Here is a 12,776-nt window from a genome sequence, read left to right as displayed (position 1 = left end):
ACGTTCCCGATGGACATCAACGACCTGCGCCGCGCCCGATCGGCGGCCGCAACGCGCATGCAGACGGCGGCGGACCAGATCGCCACGCTGGAGGCGGCCGAGACGCCGGACACCGACGCGCTGGCCACGGCCTCGGCCGAGTTCGACGCGGCCGAGGCGGCGTTCAACACGGCCGCGGCGGCGGTGCAGCGCGCCGAAACCGTCGAGGCCGCTGTTGCCGCCTCGATCGACACCGGCGACGAAGCCAATCCCGGCACGCCCGCGCGCGCCGCCACGGCGCGGTCCGAGGCCGACCAGGGCGTGACGGCGGGCCTGATGGTGCAGGCGCTGGCGCGGGCCGGCGGTGACCGCGACCGGGCCTGCCGCTATCTCGACGAGGACGGGCATTCCAGCGTCTCGGCCGCGCTGACCGGCGCGACCGACAGTGGCGGCGGCGTGACGATCCCGCGCCCGGTGTCGAGCGAGATCATCGAGCTGCTGCGCCCCCGCGTGGCGGTGCGCGCCTCGGGCGCCCGGACGATCGACATGCCGGCGGGCGAGCTGCGCCACGCCCAGCAGACCGGCAGCGCGCGGGCAAGCTACACCGCCGAGAATGCGGCTATCCCTGAAAGCGAACCCACCTTCGGCAAGATCGACCAGACCTTCAAGAAGCTGACGAGCCTCGTACCGATCGGCAACTCGCTGCTGCGTCACGCCACGCCGCAGCTGGGCCGCATGGTGCGCGACGACATGCTGCGGGTGATGGCACTGCGCGAGGATCTGGCTTTCCTGCGCGGCGACGGCACCCAGAACACCCCCGTGGGCCTGCGCAACTGGATGCTGGCCGGGCACTGGCAGACCGGGGTCGCCAAGACGGTCGCGGCCGCCGAGGCCGCGGTGCGCCGGGCCGTGAACGCGGTCGAGGACAGCGACGTCGCCATGGTCACCCCGGGCTGGATCATGCGCGCCAGCGCCAAGAACTGGCTGGCCAGCCTGCGCGACCCGAACTCGGGCGCGCTGATCTTCCCCTCGATCGACCAGTCGGGGACGCTGCGGGGCTACCCGATCCGGACTACCTCGCAGCTGCCCGACAACCTGGGCGACGGCGGTGACGAGACCGAGATCTACTTCGGCGACTTCGACGAGGTGATGATCGGCGACAGCATGGCGATCACGATCTCGAACTCGACCGACGCCGCCTACATCGACGCCAATGGCGACATGGTCTCGGCCTTTCAGAACGACCTGACGCTGATGCGCGCGATCTCCGAGCATGACCTCGCGCCGCGGCACGACGTGGCCCTCTCGGGCATCCAGGCGGTCGGCTGGTCGCTCTGACCGCCGGCCCCGGCCGGGGCCCCGCCATCCAATCTTCCCTGACATGACAAGGAGGCAGAGATGCCTGATCGCGTGATCCTGCGCTTCACCAAGGCGTGGAGCAAATACAATGTCGGCGAGATCGCCGGGTTCGACCCGGGCCGCGCCCGCCAGCTGATCGGCAAGGTGGCGAAGGTCCACGAGCCGGACGAGGCCACCGATGCAGCGCTGATCGAGGCGCGCAATGCCGAGGCCGAGGAAAAGCGGCTGATCGAGCGCGAGGCGGCGATCGCGGCGCGCGAAGCCGATCTCGACCGGCGCGAGGCCGCGATGGCCTCGCCCGCGCCCACGGCGCCCGCGCCGAACACGGACCCCGGCATGCTGACCGACCCGGTCGGCAACACCGGCCCGGCGAAAGCGCCGGAGCCCAAAGCCGACCCGAAACCCACTGAGAAACCCACCGCGAAGGACGGCGGCAAGGATGATGACGCCGGCAAGCCCCCGGCGCAGGGCAAGCCTGCCGGCGGCAAGGCGTAAGGGGCCGGCGGCGTGGAACGTCTCGACGATCAGGTGCCCGACCTCGTGGTCAGCGTGCAGGCGTTCAAGCGCGCCGTGCATCTGCCCGAGGACGAGCTCGGGGATGACGCGGCGCTGACGGGGTATCTGCTGGCCGCGCAGGACGTGGTCGAGACCGCGACACGCCGCCCGCTCGCCCCCTGCCGTCTGCGCTTTGTCGAGCGCGGCGGCCCGTGGCGCCGGTGGTGGCTTCCCGTCGCCCCGGTGACCGCGATCGAGATGGTCGAGGTCGCGCAGGGTGATGCCTGGGTGGCGCTTGATGCGAACGCCTGGCGCTTAGAGCTGGGCCATGACGAGCCGCAGCTGGTGCTGGCCCACCCGGCCGACCGGTTGGGCGGGGCCCCGGGGGTCGTGCGCGCCACGGTGCAGGCGGGCGGTCCGGCGCCCCGGCGACTGACGCAGGCGATCATCCTGATGGTGAAGGGTTGGCACGAGGCCGGGATCGCGATCGAGCCTGCCGAGCCCCCGAAACTCAGCTTCGGCGAAGAACGCCTCATTCGCCAGAACATCTACCGCCGCCCGCTGGTCACCGCGGCGGCATGAGCAACACGAAGGAGACCCCGATGGACTACACCGTGAAACGCCGCCACTTCGCCGCCGGCCGGTTCTGGAACGAGGGCCAGACGCGCCCCGCCGATCCGGATGACGTGAACGCCCAGGTGCATGCCGGGACGTTGGTGGCGAAGGCGCAACGGACCGCGCCGACGAAGCCTGCAGCTGCGAAGCCAGCGGCGACGAAGCCGGCCGCGAAGCGCCCGGTCACCCGCAAGGCGAAGGCGCCGCAGTAATGGCCGCAGGCGCGCTCGATCGCCGCGTCCAGGTCCTGCGCGAGACCGGCGGCGATGACGGCTTCAGCTCGACGGCCGGGCGCTATGCCACCTTCGGGGTTCCGGTCTGGGCGGCGAAGCGGGACGTGAACGACACCGAGCGCTGGCGCGCCGACCAGGTCGCGGCCAGCGTCACCACCCGGTTCACGGTCCGCTGGTCGGGTTTTGCCCGGGGCATCACGCCCCGCGACCGTCTGATCTGCGACGGCGTCACCTACGAGATCACCGGGATCAAGGAAGGCTCGGGGCGGCGGCGCTGGCTGGAAATCACCTGTGCGGCGCGCAGCGATGAAAGGGCGTCCGATGAGCAATAACTCGGTCCGGTTCAGCGTGTCGGGTCTCGCGGATCTGGAAAAGAGCCTGTCGAACCTGTCGAAGGGCGTTGGCAAGAGCGTGCTGCGGCGCTCGCTCGACAAGGCGGCCAAGCCGATGGCGGATCTCGCCCGCGACCTCGCCCCCGTCGATGACGGGGAGCTGCGCGACAGCATCAAGATCGGCCGCAAGCTCAACAAGAAAGAGCAGAACGGCCAGCGGCGCCTGGCCCCCGAACAGCGCGACGCGGTCGAGCTCTTCGTCGGGCCGTCCTACCTGCTGGGCGCCGGCGGGCGGCATGGCCACCTCGTCGAGTTCGGGACCGCGCCCCACGACAACAAGGGCCAGTTCGCGGGCACCCGGCACCCGGGGACTGCGCCGCAGCCCTTCATGCGGCCGGCCTATGACGCGGAAGCCGGGCCCACGATCGACCGGCTGAAGCCGATCCTCTGGTCGGAGGTCGAAAAGGCCGCAAAGCGCGCGGCGCGGAAAGCGGCGAAGGCTGCGGCTGCAGCCCGGCAGGGGGACTGACGATGGCCCGTTTGCAGCTTCGCGCCGTGTTTCCCCGCCGGCGTCTCTTTGTCCTGCGCCTGGCCCTGCGCCTTGCAGCGCCCGCGTTCCGGCTCGGGATCCTGCCCGCCCGCTGGATCGATCCCCTCTGCGAGCGGGGCGCGGCCTGGGTGTGCCGTGGCCTGCGCATCGAGGCCGCCGACTGACATGGAAGAGGAGCTGCGCGCGGTTCTCCTCGCCGACGGCGGGGTCTCTGGTCGTGCCGGGGGGCGGGTGAACTGGGGGGCGCATCCGCAGGGGGCGCCGTGGCCCGGCTGCGTGCTGACCGGCGTCTCGGACCTCGGCGGCCACACCCTCGACGGGCCCACGGGCGTCTTCGCCGCGCGGGTTCAGATCGACTGCTACGCCGGGACCTACGGCGCAGCGAAGCAGCTCTCCCGCGCGGTGCGCGCATGCCTCGACGGGCATAGCGGCGGGATCCTGCAGGGCGTCTTTCTCGCGGGTGCGCGGGATGGGCGTGAGGGCGGCACCAACGAAGCGGACCGGCCCTTCCGCGTCTCCCTGGACTTCATGGTCCACTACGAAGAACTCTGAACAAAGGAGGGCCCCATGGCCACCAAATCTCGCATCGCCTACGGCGCGACCGTGGAGCGGTCGCTCGACGGCACGACCTGGGAGAAGGTTCCCGAGGCCAAGGGCATCGCGGTGCCCACGGTCGAGACCGACTACCAGGAGGCGACCTCGCTCGACAGCCCGAACGGGTTCAAGGAATACGTAAAGGGCCTGAAGGACGCGGGCACGATCTCGATCCCCTGCAACTACACGCCCGCGGCCTACGAGCAGCAGCTGAACGACCAGGCGCAGGACGATCCGATCTACTACCGCACCACGCTGCCCAAGTACCGCGGCCAGACCGCAGGCGACACCTTCGAGTTCCGCGGCTTCCCGACGCCGCAGCTCGAGCAGAACGGCGTCGGCGACATCGTCGCCATGTCGGTGTCGATCCGCACGAGCGGCGACGTGACCTGGACCAAGGGCACCGCTGGCGCCTGATCCCGCGTGCGCTGCCCCGGGGCGGCGCGCGGCACCCTTCCTTCCCCCCATCAAGAGAGACCGACATGAGCAATTCCAAGCGTGGCGCCATCGCATTCACCGCGGCGGGCGTCGCCCATCAGCTGCGCTTCACCACCAACGCGATGGTGCATTACCAGGACACGACCGGCGAGACGCTGACCGAGGGTCTGCGCGCCCTCGACGATCACCCCGACGACCTGCGCCGCTTCCTCAACCTCTTCCATGCCGGCGTCGCCTCGTCCGAGCCTGAGCTGACGACGGCCGAGGCCGGCGACATCGTCGACGAGCTGGGCCTGCCCGAGGCCAGCCGGCTTTTGGGCGAGGCGATCCGGGCGGCCTTTCCGCAGGCGGAGGCCGAGGGGGACACTGCGGGGCAGGCCGCCTCGGGAAACGGCAAGAGCCGGAAGACCCCGGCGACTACGTAGGGCACCTGCTCGAGCACTGGCTTGGAGCGGGGCAGGCCTATGCCCCGTTCTGGGATCTGGTGCCGCGCGAGATCCTGGCGATCCTCGACGGCTACGGCCGGGCGCGGCGCACGCGCCACGAGGAGGCCCGGGCGCTGAACCACGACCTCGCCGGGCTCGTCGCCTACGCCTTCCACCAGCCGGGCGACATGCCGGAGTACACGCCGCTCAGCACTCCGGCGGCGTCACCGGCGCCCGAAGCGCCAGCGATGTCCACCGAGGCCGAGATCGAGCAGGTGCGGGGGTTCTTCATGGCCATGGCAATGCAGGGGGGCGAGGGCGGATAGGGCGGGTCGTGGGGGCAGCCCGCGGATCTTATGCGCCCACGGCCTTCCGCAAGGCCTCGTTCACCCGGGTCTGCCAGCCTGGCCCATCCGCTTTGAATTTCTCGACCACCTCACGATCGAGACGGATGGACACCGCCACCTTGGGGTTGTCGGATCTGGGGCGGCCACCAACGTTCTTGCGCATCCTATCGGCAAGATCGGGGAAGGCTTCGGAAAACGGCTTGGCTTGGGCCAGCTGCGCGTCTGTGGCTTCCGGGGCGTCCGGGTCGCTGGCGATCCGGCGCTGGATTTCTTCTTCGGTCAGGTGTTCTCGGGTCAAAGGATATTCCTTTCTTTCCTGCTGGCGTGGCGCATCGAAATCACTGAGACACCCTCTTCACCGAGGGTGACGAACACGACAGCGATGGTTCCGTCCGCCATCGCCCCGATAGCCATCTGCCGTTGATCTTTTGCCGGGATGACGAGCGCCGAAAGGAAGAAGTCTTCGGTGAGATCGGCAAAGTCCAAACCATGCTTGGCAAGGTTGGCCTTCCGCTTCGGTTCGTCCCAAACGATCATCAGCATAGTTTATGTATATGCATAAACCTCATGCCGGTCAATATGACTGTATATACAAAAACGAGCTTGGTTAGGAAATACTGAGCTTCGACAGCCCGGCCCCGTCTAAGCCGCCTCAATCGTCGCCAAGCCTGGCGTCGTCCACCCGACACCCGCCCCGACCCGCGTCGCTCGTCCTCCCTAACCCCGGGGCAGGGCAGCCTTCGCGCGTCATCACTTGAGAGGCACCCATGGCCGGATCGTCCGTCATCGGCGCGCTGCGCGTCAATCTTGGTCTCGACAGCGCGCAGTTCTCGCGCGGGGTGCGCCAGGCGCAGGGAGCGACCGATCGGCTGGGGCGGCAGTTCAAGCAGCTGGCGGGGCTGGGCTCGGTGGTGGCGACCGCGCTCGGCGGCGTGACGCTGGCCACGGCGCGGACTGCGAACGAGGTGACGAAGCTCGCGCAGCTGTCGAACGCCACGCCGCAGGCGTTCCAGCGGATGGCGGCCGGGGCGAAGACGGTCGGCATCGAGCAGGACAAGCTCAGCGACATCCTGAAGGACACCAACGACCGGATCGGGGACTTCCTGCAGACGGGCGGCGGGGAGATGGCGGACTTCTTCGAGAAGATCGCCCCGCGGGTCGGCGTCACGGCCGACCAGTTCTCGCGCCTCTCCGGCCCCGAGGCCCTGCAGCTTTACGTCTCCAGCCTCGAGAAGGCCGGGGTGAACCAGCAGGAGATGACCTTCTACATGGAGTCGCTGGCCGACGAGGCCACGGCCCTGCTGCCGCTCCTGGCCAATGGCGGGGTGGAGATGGAACGCCTCGGGGCCCGGGCCCAAAGCCTCGGCACGGTGATGGACGAGCGCACGCGGGCGGCGATGGCCGACCTGCGCCTCGCCACCATCGGGATCGGCAGCGCCTTCGCCGGCCTGCGCAACCGGGTGGCGGTGGAGCTTGCCCCGGCGATGACCGCGCTTGCCGACGCCTTCACCACGGCCATGATGCAGGGCGGCACGCTGCGGGCCGCGACGGATGCGCTGATCGGGAACCTCGAGCGGCTGTCGACCTATGCCGTGACCCTGACCGGGCTGATGGGCGCGCGCTATGCCAAGGCGCTGATCACCGCGCGGGGCGCGACGACCTTGCTGGCGGGGTCCCTGGGTGTGCTGCGCGGCGCGATCATGCGCACCGGGTTCGGGGCGATCGTCGTGGGCGCGGGCGAGCTGGTCTACCAGTTCGGCAGGCTGACCCGGGCCGCGGGCGGGATCGGCGCGGCGCTCGGGCTCTTGCAGGACGTGGCCCTGCAGTCCTTCCAGAACATCGACACCTTCTCCCAGGCGCTGGTCGATGCGCTGGCGGGCACCGCCGCATCGATCGCCTCGCACTTCGTGGGGGCCTTCGCCAGGATCCTCGGCGCCTGGGACGACGTGATCGGGCACTTCACCGCCAAGGGCGTGCCGCGCTGGCTCTTCACCTTCCGCAAGGAGGGCTCGGACGCGGCCGCCACGCTGAAGTCGCTGAAGGCCGATCTCGACACCGAGAGCGGGGCACGGTTCAAGGCCTCGACCGCCGGTTTTGAGGCGGCCGCGCCGGCGATCGCGGAGATCCGCGAGCTCGTCGCCGGACTGGGGGAGGTCGAGGGCGCCGCCGGCGACGGCACGGATGCGCTGGATCACTACAACGACGCGCTCGGCGGGGCGGGCGGCGACGGATCGGGCGGCACCGCCGGGGCTGCAAAGGCCGCCGGGCGCGCGCTGAAGGAGATGCAGGGCGAGATCCAGCGGCTGGAGTTCGACGCGGACCCGGCGAAGGACTACCGCGCGGAACTGGCGAAGCTCGGCAAGCTGAAGGTCGCGGGGCTCAGCGATCGGGCCTATGCCAAGGCGGTTGCGGGGCTGAACAACCGGCTGGTCGAGAGCGTGCCGCTGGTCGGCGATCTGTCGACCGTGCTGGGCGATCTCGCGGGGACGTTCTTCACCGACTGGACAGGCGCGCTCGACGGGGCGTGGCGGGCGTTCCAGGGCTGGATCTCGAACGTCGCCAGCGCGGCGCTGCGGGCGCGGATCGCGCCCTCGATCGCCGGGATCACCGCTGGCGGGGCGGGCACGGCGGCAGCAGCGCAAGGCGCGTCGGGGGCGGCCGGGGCCGGTGTCCTCGGTGGGCTAGGCGCCAACGCCTCGGGCTTCCTCGGCGGCTGGGGCGGCGCGGCCGGTACCGCGGCGGCGGGCACGGGTCTGCTGGGGGGCCTCGGCGCGTCGCTGTCGGGCGGGCTTGGCGGGATCTTCTCGATCGGCTCGAACGCCGCGCTGGCCGGGGCCGGAACGGCCACCTTCGCCACGACGCTCGGCGCCGCGATTCCGGTGATCGGGCTGGCGGTCGCGGGGATCTCGCTGCTCGCGGGCAAAACGAAGCAGCTCGACCGCGGCATCCGGGTGACCGTGGACGAGATGGGCACGCTGGTCGAGGCCTTCGAGAAGACGCAGACCTCGCGTCTCTTCGGGCTGATCACGTCGACCGGCACGAGCTACCGCGCGGCGGATGCGGATCTGGCCGATCCCGTCATCGCCGCCGTCGCCAGGATGCAGGGCGGCGTGCTTGAGGCCGCCGCGGCGCTGGCGGTGGGCGAGGGGGCCTTTGCCGACTTCGCCACGCAGGTGCGGATCTCGACCGACGGCATGTCGGACGAGCAGGCCCTGCAGGCGGTGCGCGAGGGCCTCGTGGGCATCGCCGACGACATGGCCGAGATGATCCCGGGGCTTTCCGCCTTCGCGGCCGAGGGCGAGGGCGCGGCGACGACGCTCGAACGGCTGGCCAACAGCCTGACCTCGGCCAACGACGCGATGGACCTGCTGGGGCATCGGCTCTTCGCGGTCTCGGTCGAAGGCGCCGGTGCCGCGGCGCAGATGGCGGAGGCCTTCGGCGGGCTCGACGCGATGTCGGGCGCGGTCTCGACCTACTTCGGCGCGTTCTACACCGAGGAAGAGCGCTTCGACACGACGATGCGGCGTCTATCGGATCGGCTGGCTGATCTCGGGGTGGCGATGCCCGCGACCCGCGATCAGTTCCGCGCCGTGGTTGAGGCGGTCGACACCACGACCGAGGCCGGGCGCGAGCTTTACGCAGAACTGTTGGGCTTGTCTGGTGCTATTGCCGAAGTCGTCGGAAACATCACCCCGCGCAGGCGCGGCTCGTAGGTGTTGCCACCACCGAGATCGACGCGGCGCTGGGGCAGGCCAGCGAGGCACTGCGCGCCAACAGCCAGGCCGCGGAGATGTGGTATCGCACCGCCGGCACGCTGCGCGACCTGATCGCCGAGATGCGCAGCACGGCCGGCGCCCTGGTCTCGGCCGACAGCGCCCGGGCCTTCACTGAGGCGCGGTACCAGTCGGTGCTGGCCTCGGCCATCGCCGGCGACAACGCCGCCGCGACGGACCTGCCCGGGGCGGCCAAGGCGATGCTGCAGGCCACGCGCGACACCGCGACCTCCCGCCTGGATCTCGCCCGGGCCGAGGCGCGGGTGCTGTCGGACCTGCAGCTGACCGCGGGCGTGTCGGACCTCGAAGGCGCGCGGCACGACGTGCTGGCGGGTCTGCTGGGCGACCAGGTCTCGCTCTTGCAGGAGGTGCGCGACTACCTCAATGCCGGGGGGCAGCTGGAGGCCAACCAGCTGGCGGCGTTCCAGGCCAGCCTCGGCTCGCTCGGCTCCGCGATCGCGGCGGTGGAGAGCATCAGCTACGCCGACATCCGCGCCCGCCTCGACGTGGTGATGAGCGCCACCGACACCATGCCGGGCTGGATGAAGGACGCGCTGGGGCAGGCCGCGAGCGGCATCACCGCCGACGTCGACTTCATCGTCCGGGCCGAGGGCCTGACGCCGGACCTGCGCTGGATCGCGCTGACCGGCGCCTCCGAGCACCTGAAGACGGTCGAGTATCTCGCCGACAACCGGCTGGGGCGCGACATGACCCGGCTGGCGCTGGCGACCTCGTCGGGCCTTGCCCGCACCGTCACCGCCTCGATCGCCTCGGGCATCGACCGCAACGCGATGCGGATCGCCCTGACCGGCACCTCCGAGCTGATGCGGGTCGTCAACGTGCTGATGGCCAGCGGCATCGACAGCGACACCCTGCGCCTGGCCCTGGGGCGGGTGCGGGATACGAGCAACCGGGTGCGCGTCAGTGTCACCGCCGAGGGGATCACCGACCTCGACCACCGCCTGCTGCGCCAGCTGGAGCGCGGGAACCGCCAACTGACGCAGACCATCATCGGATCGGTCGACATCGGTCGCCTGTCCCGGGCGCAGCGGGGTCTGCTGGACTCGATCACCGGCGCCACGGCCGGGCGGCTGACGCTGGGCGGCAGCTTCCAGTTCGATCCGTCGCGGTCGTTCCAGCGTTGGTACGAAGACACCAGCCGGATCCAGGTCACCTCGCCCATCGCCACGCTGCGCGACACGCTCGATGCGCTGCGCCGGCAGCTGGTCAGCGATGCCGCAGACCGCGCCCGCGACGCCCGGATCGCCGGGCTGCAGAGCGATCTGGCCCGCGTCACCACCGAGCGGGCGCGGGTGGCGGGGGAGGCCGCGGGCATCATCGGTCAGATCCGGGCGCTTGAGGCCGAGACCGGCGTCGACATCCGCAACGGCGCCCGCGATGCGGCGCTGAACGTCACCGACGACGGCTACATCCAGTATCGCGCGACCGGGGTGGAATACGGCCGGGGTGCCGACATCGGCGCCTTCCGGGCGGCCTTCTGGGGCCCGGGCGGGCTCGAGGATCAGCTGAAGGCGCTGATCGGCCGGCCCACCGCGCTCATGGGCCGGATCGAGGCGCTGCGCGGGCAGATCACGGGCCTCGGCGGCATTCCCGCCTATGCCACGGGCGGGTTGCACCCGGGCGGCCTGCGGCTGGTCGGCGAACGCGGGCCCGAGCTGGAGGTGACCGGCCCCAGCCGGATCCACAGCGCCGCGGAGACCGCGCGGATGCTGGGCGGCGGCAATGCCGAGCTCCTCGCGGAGGTCCGCGCGCTGCGGCGGCAGGTCCGGGACCTGGCCGCGCAACAGCGTGACCAGAGCGGGCGCCTGATCGTCGAGGCCACGAAGAACCGGCAGGCGAACGAACGCCGCAACTTTGAGGACTACGACCAGGTGGTGACGCCATGACGCTCAAGATCATCGACCCCGTGGCCGTGACCGAGGCCAACCTCGTCGGCCACAACATCCCCGATCCGACCCCGGAATGGCAGGCCGGGACCACCTATGCCGCAGGCGACGTGGTCAAGGTCACCCCGGCCAGGCGGCTTTACGAGAGCGTCGCCGGCGGCAATCTCGGGCATGCGCCGGCCGAGACGGTCGGCACGCAGTGGATCGAGCGGGGCCCGATGTCGCCCTGGCGGCTCTTCGATGGCGGGCCCGGCTCGGTCGTCACCCGGTCCGGCCAGATCGACGTGCGCTGCGCGCTGACCTCGCTTCTGCGCGGCGTGGCGGTGATCAACGTCTCCGCCTCGCAGTTCCGCGTCACGATCTACGATGGCACGCGGGTGACCTATGACCAGACCATCCCGCTGATCGATGCCTCCGAGATCGTCGACTACGTGACGCTCTTCACCACGCCGCTGACCGGCGTCGACCTGGGGATCATCGACAGCGACACCGCCGACCTTCTGGGCGGCCCGGGCAACCAGGTGCGCATCCGGATCGGCGCGGACGGCGAGACGGTGTCCTGCGGCGAGGTCATCTTCGGGGACGTGCCGCAGTTCGGCGTCGCGGTGTCGGGGCTGTCGAGCGAGCTCGTCGACTACTCGCAAGCGACGATCGACCCCTTCGGCAACGAGGCCATCGTCGAGCGCGGCTATACCTTCGACCGCGACTACCCGGTCAAGATCGCCAACAACGACGGCGGCCGGGCCGAGCGGGCGCTGGCGCGGCTGCGGGCGCGGCGCGGGCTCTACTACGTCAGCGCGGCCACCGCGAACACCTGGGGCATCGCCACCTACGGCCGCCTCACCCGGCTCATCAAGACCGCCGACGCGAATGGCTGGTCGGACCTCAACGTAACTGTGGAAGGGCGTCTTTGATGGTGATGATCACTGACCCGTCGGCGGTCCCGAGCTTCGGGCCGAACTTCAACGCGCAGCACCAGGCGCAGGCGGACTGGTTCAGGGCCTCCATCCTCGCGATCAGGGAGGCGCTGCCCGAGGGCCCGACCGACGCCACGCCGGGGCGGTTGATGCTGAACGGGGCGCATGGCTGGGGAAGCCTCGAGGCCAACAAGTACTCCGGCGATGTCCTGGACCCGGATATACCCTCGGGGATCTACTATGCCTTCGACGCGGGCGGCGAACCGGCCGGGGTCTCCAACGGGTATTTCCTCGCGCAGCGGTTCGGGGACGGGTTCGCGCGGCGGGAATACTATGCGCAACGCCCCGGCGGGGGACGGTGGGAGAACACGCTCCATAACGGGGTGTGGTCCGGCTGGCGCAGGACCTACGAGACCACCAATGTCGTGGGGCCCGTCAGCCAGTTCGGGGGCGTTCCGACCGGCGGGCTGTTCCAGAGCGGCAGCAACTCCAATGGATCCTTCGAACGGACAGCCGACGGGGACCAGGTCTGCCACCACGTCAGCCCCGTGCTGACGCCGGACGCCTACACGGCCGGCGCCATGTTCGGCTCGCCGTCGTGGAGCTGGACCTACCCCGCGGCCTTTGTCGCGCCGCCGACGATCCTGGCAACCGTGCGCCGGGTGGAGGGGCCGCACGGCCACGTCGCGACGATCAGCTCCGGCGGTTACACGTCGACCGGGGCAAATCTTGTTCTGCTCGCCGCCGGAACCGCGGCGTCGACCGGCGTGATCCACGTCGAGGCCCGCGGCCGCTGGTTCTGAGGAGGGACC

Annotated in this window: 17 protein-coding genes; 15 read left to right on the top strand and 2 right to left on the bottom strand. The window is 70.6% G+C overall.

The annotated features are described in order from the left end of the window. Nucleotides 1-9: 9 nt before the first annotated feature. The 11 genes from EKE94_RS03240 to EKE94_RS03190 all read left to right on the top strand — a co-directional run bounded on the left by EKE94_RS03240 (nucleotide 10) and on the right by EKE94_RS03190 (nucleotide 5,346). Complete coding sequence (locus tag EKE94_RS03240) at nucleotides 10-1,317, top strand: phage major capsid protein (protein WP_127905152.1); 1,308 nt, start codon at nucleotides 10-12, stop codon at nucleotides 1,315-1,317. Between the two features lie 60 nt (nucleotides 1,318-1,377). Next, a complete protein-coding gene (locus tag EKE94_RS03235; protein WP_127905151.1) occupies nucleotides 1,378-1,833 on the top strand; it encodes a hypothetical protein in 456 nt (151 codons plus the stop codon). Nucleotides 1,834-1,845: 12 nt separating this feature from the next. After that, complete coding sequence (locus EKE94_RS03230; protein WP_127905150.1) at nucleotides 1,846-2,415, top strand: head-tail connector protein; 570 nt, start codon at nucleotides 1,846-1,848, stop codon at nucleotides 2,413-2,415. A gap of 20 nt (nucleotides 2,416-2,435) precedes the next feature. Further along, on the top strand, nucleotides 2,436-2,660 hold the full coding sequence (locus EKE94_RS03225; RefSeq protein ID WP_127905149.1) for a hypothetical protein: 225 nt from the start codon (nucleotides 2,436-2,438) through the stop codon (nucleotides 2,658-2,660). Continuing rightward, on the top strand, nucleotides 2,660-3,013 hold the full coding sequence (locus EKE94_RS03220; RefSeq protein WP_127905148.1) for a phage head closure protein: 354 nt from the start codon (nucleotides 2,660-2,662) through the stop codon (nucleotides 3,011-3,013). Before EKE94_RS03225 ends, EKE94_RS03220 begins: the two co-directional genes overlap by 1 nt. Continuing rightward, nucleotides 3,003-3,542: an HK97-gp10 family putative phage morphogenesis protein gene (locus EKE94_RS03215; protein ID WP_127905147.1), complete on the top strand. Its 540-nt coding sequence runs from the start codon at nucleotides 3,003-3,005 to the stop codon at nucleotides 3,540-3,542. Before EKE94_RS03220 ends, EKE94_RS03215 begins: the two co-directional genes overlap by 11 nt. Nucleotides 3,543-3,544: 2 nt before the next feature. Continuing rightward, nucleotides 3,545-3,727 (top strand): hypothetical protein, encoded by a 183-nt coding sequence (locus EKE94_RS03210; RefSeq protein ID WP_127905146.1) that lies wholly within the window; start codon nucleotides 3,545-3,547, stop codon nucleotides 3,725-3,727. Between the two features lies 1 nt (nucleotide 3,728). After that, entirely contained in the window at nucleotides 3,729-4,115 is a 387-nt protein-coding gene (locus EKE94_RS03205; protein WP_127905145.1) for a DUF3168 domain-containing protein, read from the top strand. A 15-nt stretch (nucleotides 4,116-4,130) separates the two neighbouring features. Continuing rightward, nucleotides 4,131-4,574 carry a phage tail protein gene (locus EKE94_RS03200; protein WP_127905144.1) on the top strand — a complete coding sequence of 148 codons (444 nt, stop codon included), beginning with the start codon at nucleotides 4,131-4,133 and terminating at the stop codon, nucleotides 4,572-4,574. 65 nt (nucleotides 4,575-4,639) lie between these two features. Further along, the gene (locus tag EKE94_RS03195) at nucleotides 4,640-5,020 is read left to right on the top strand and encodes a hypothetical protein (RefSeq protein WP_127905143.1); all 381 of its coding nucleotides are present in this window, start codon (nucleotides 4,640-4,642) and stop codon (nucleotides 5,018-5,020) included. A 59-nt stretch (nucleotides 5,021-5,079) separates the two neighbouring features. Next, entirely contained in the window at nucleotides 5,080-5,346 is a 267-nt protein-coding gene (locus EKE94_RS03190) for a hypothetical protein (protein WP_127905142.1), read from the top strand. A 28-nt stretch (nucleotides 5,347-5,374) separates the two neighbouring features. Here the strand turns inward: EKE94_RS03190 and EKE94_RS03185 are convergent, their stop codons facing one another. Further along, a complete protein-coding gene (locus tag EKE94_RS03185) occupies nucleotides 5,375-5,665 on the bottom strand; it encodes a BrnA antitoxin family protein (RefSeq protein ID WP_127905141.1) in 291 nt (96 codons plus the stop codon). Continuing rightward, entirely contained in the window at nucleotides 5,662-5,910 is a 249-nt protein-coding gene (locus EKE94_RS03180; protein WP_127905140.1) for a BrnT family toxin, read from the bottom strand. The genes EKE94_RS03185 and EKE94_RS03180 overlap by 4 nt, the downstream gene beginning before the upstream one ends. A gap of 224 nt (nucleotides 5,911-6,134) precedes the next feature. On the opposite strand from EKE94_RS03180, the gene EKE94_RS18565 reads away from it, so the two are divergent. From EKE94_RS18565 to EKE94_RS03160, 4 genes are all read left to right on the top strand, one after another. Further along, on the top strand, nucleotides 6,135-9,080 hold the full coding sequence (locus EKE94_RS18565) for a hypothetical protein (protein WP_164870805.1): 2,946 nt from the start codon (nucleotides 6,135-6,137) through the stop codon (nucleotides 9,078-9,080). Nucleotides 9,081-9,157: 77 nt separating this feature from the next. Beyond that, a complete protein-coding gene (locus EKE94_RS03170) occupies nucleotides 9,158-11,047 on the top strand; it encodes a hypothetical protein (protein ID WP_127905139.1) in 1,890 nt (629 codons plus the stop codon). Next, nucleotides 11,044-11,961 carry a hypothetical protein gene (locus EKE94_RS03165; RefSeq protein ID WP_127905138.1) on the top strand — a complete coding sequence of 306 codons (918 nt, stop codon included), beginning with the start codon at nucleotides 11,044-11,046 and terminating at the stop codon, nucleotides 11,959-11,961. The genes EKE94_RS03170 and EKE94_RS03165 overlap by 4 nt, the downstream gene beginning before the upstream one ends. After that, a complete protein-coding gene (locus EKE94_RS03160; protein WP_127905137.1) occupies nucleotides 11,961-12,767 on the top strand; it encodes a hypothetical protein in 807 nt (268 codons plus the stop codon). The genes EKE94_RS03165 and EKE94_RS03160 overlap by 1 nt, the downstream gene beginning before the upstream one ends. Nucleotides 12,768-12,776 lie beyond the last annotated feature (9 nt).

The organism is Mesobaculum littorinae, assembly GCF_004011175.1.
Classification (GTDB): domain Bacteria; phylum Pseudomonadota; class Alphaproteobacteria; order Rhodobacterales; family Rhodobacteraceae; genus Tranquillimonas; species Tranquillimonas littorinae.
Note: the sequence above shows the minus strand (reverse complement) of the source record. Positions and strands in the feature narration are given on the sequence as shown.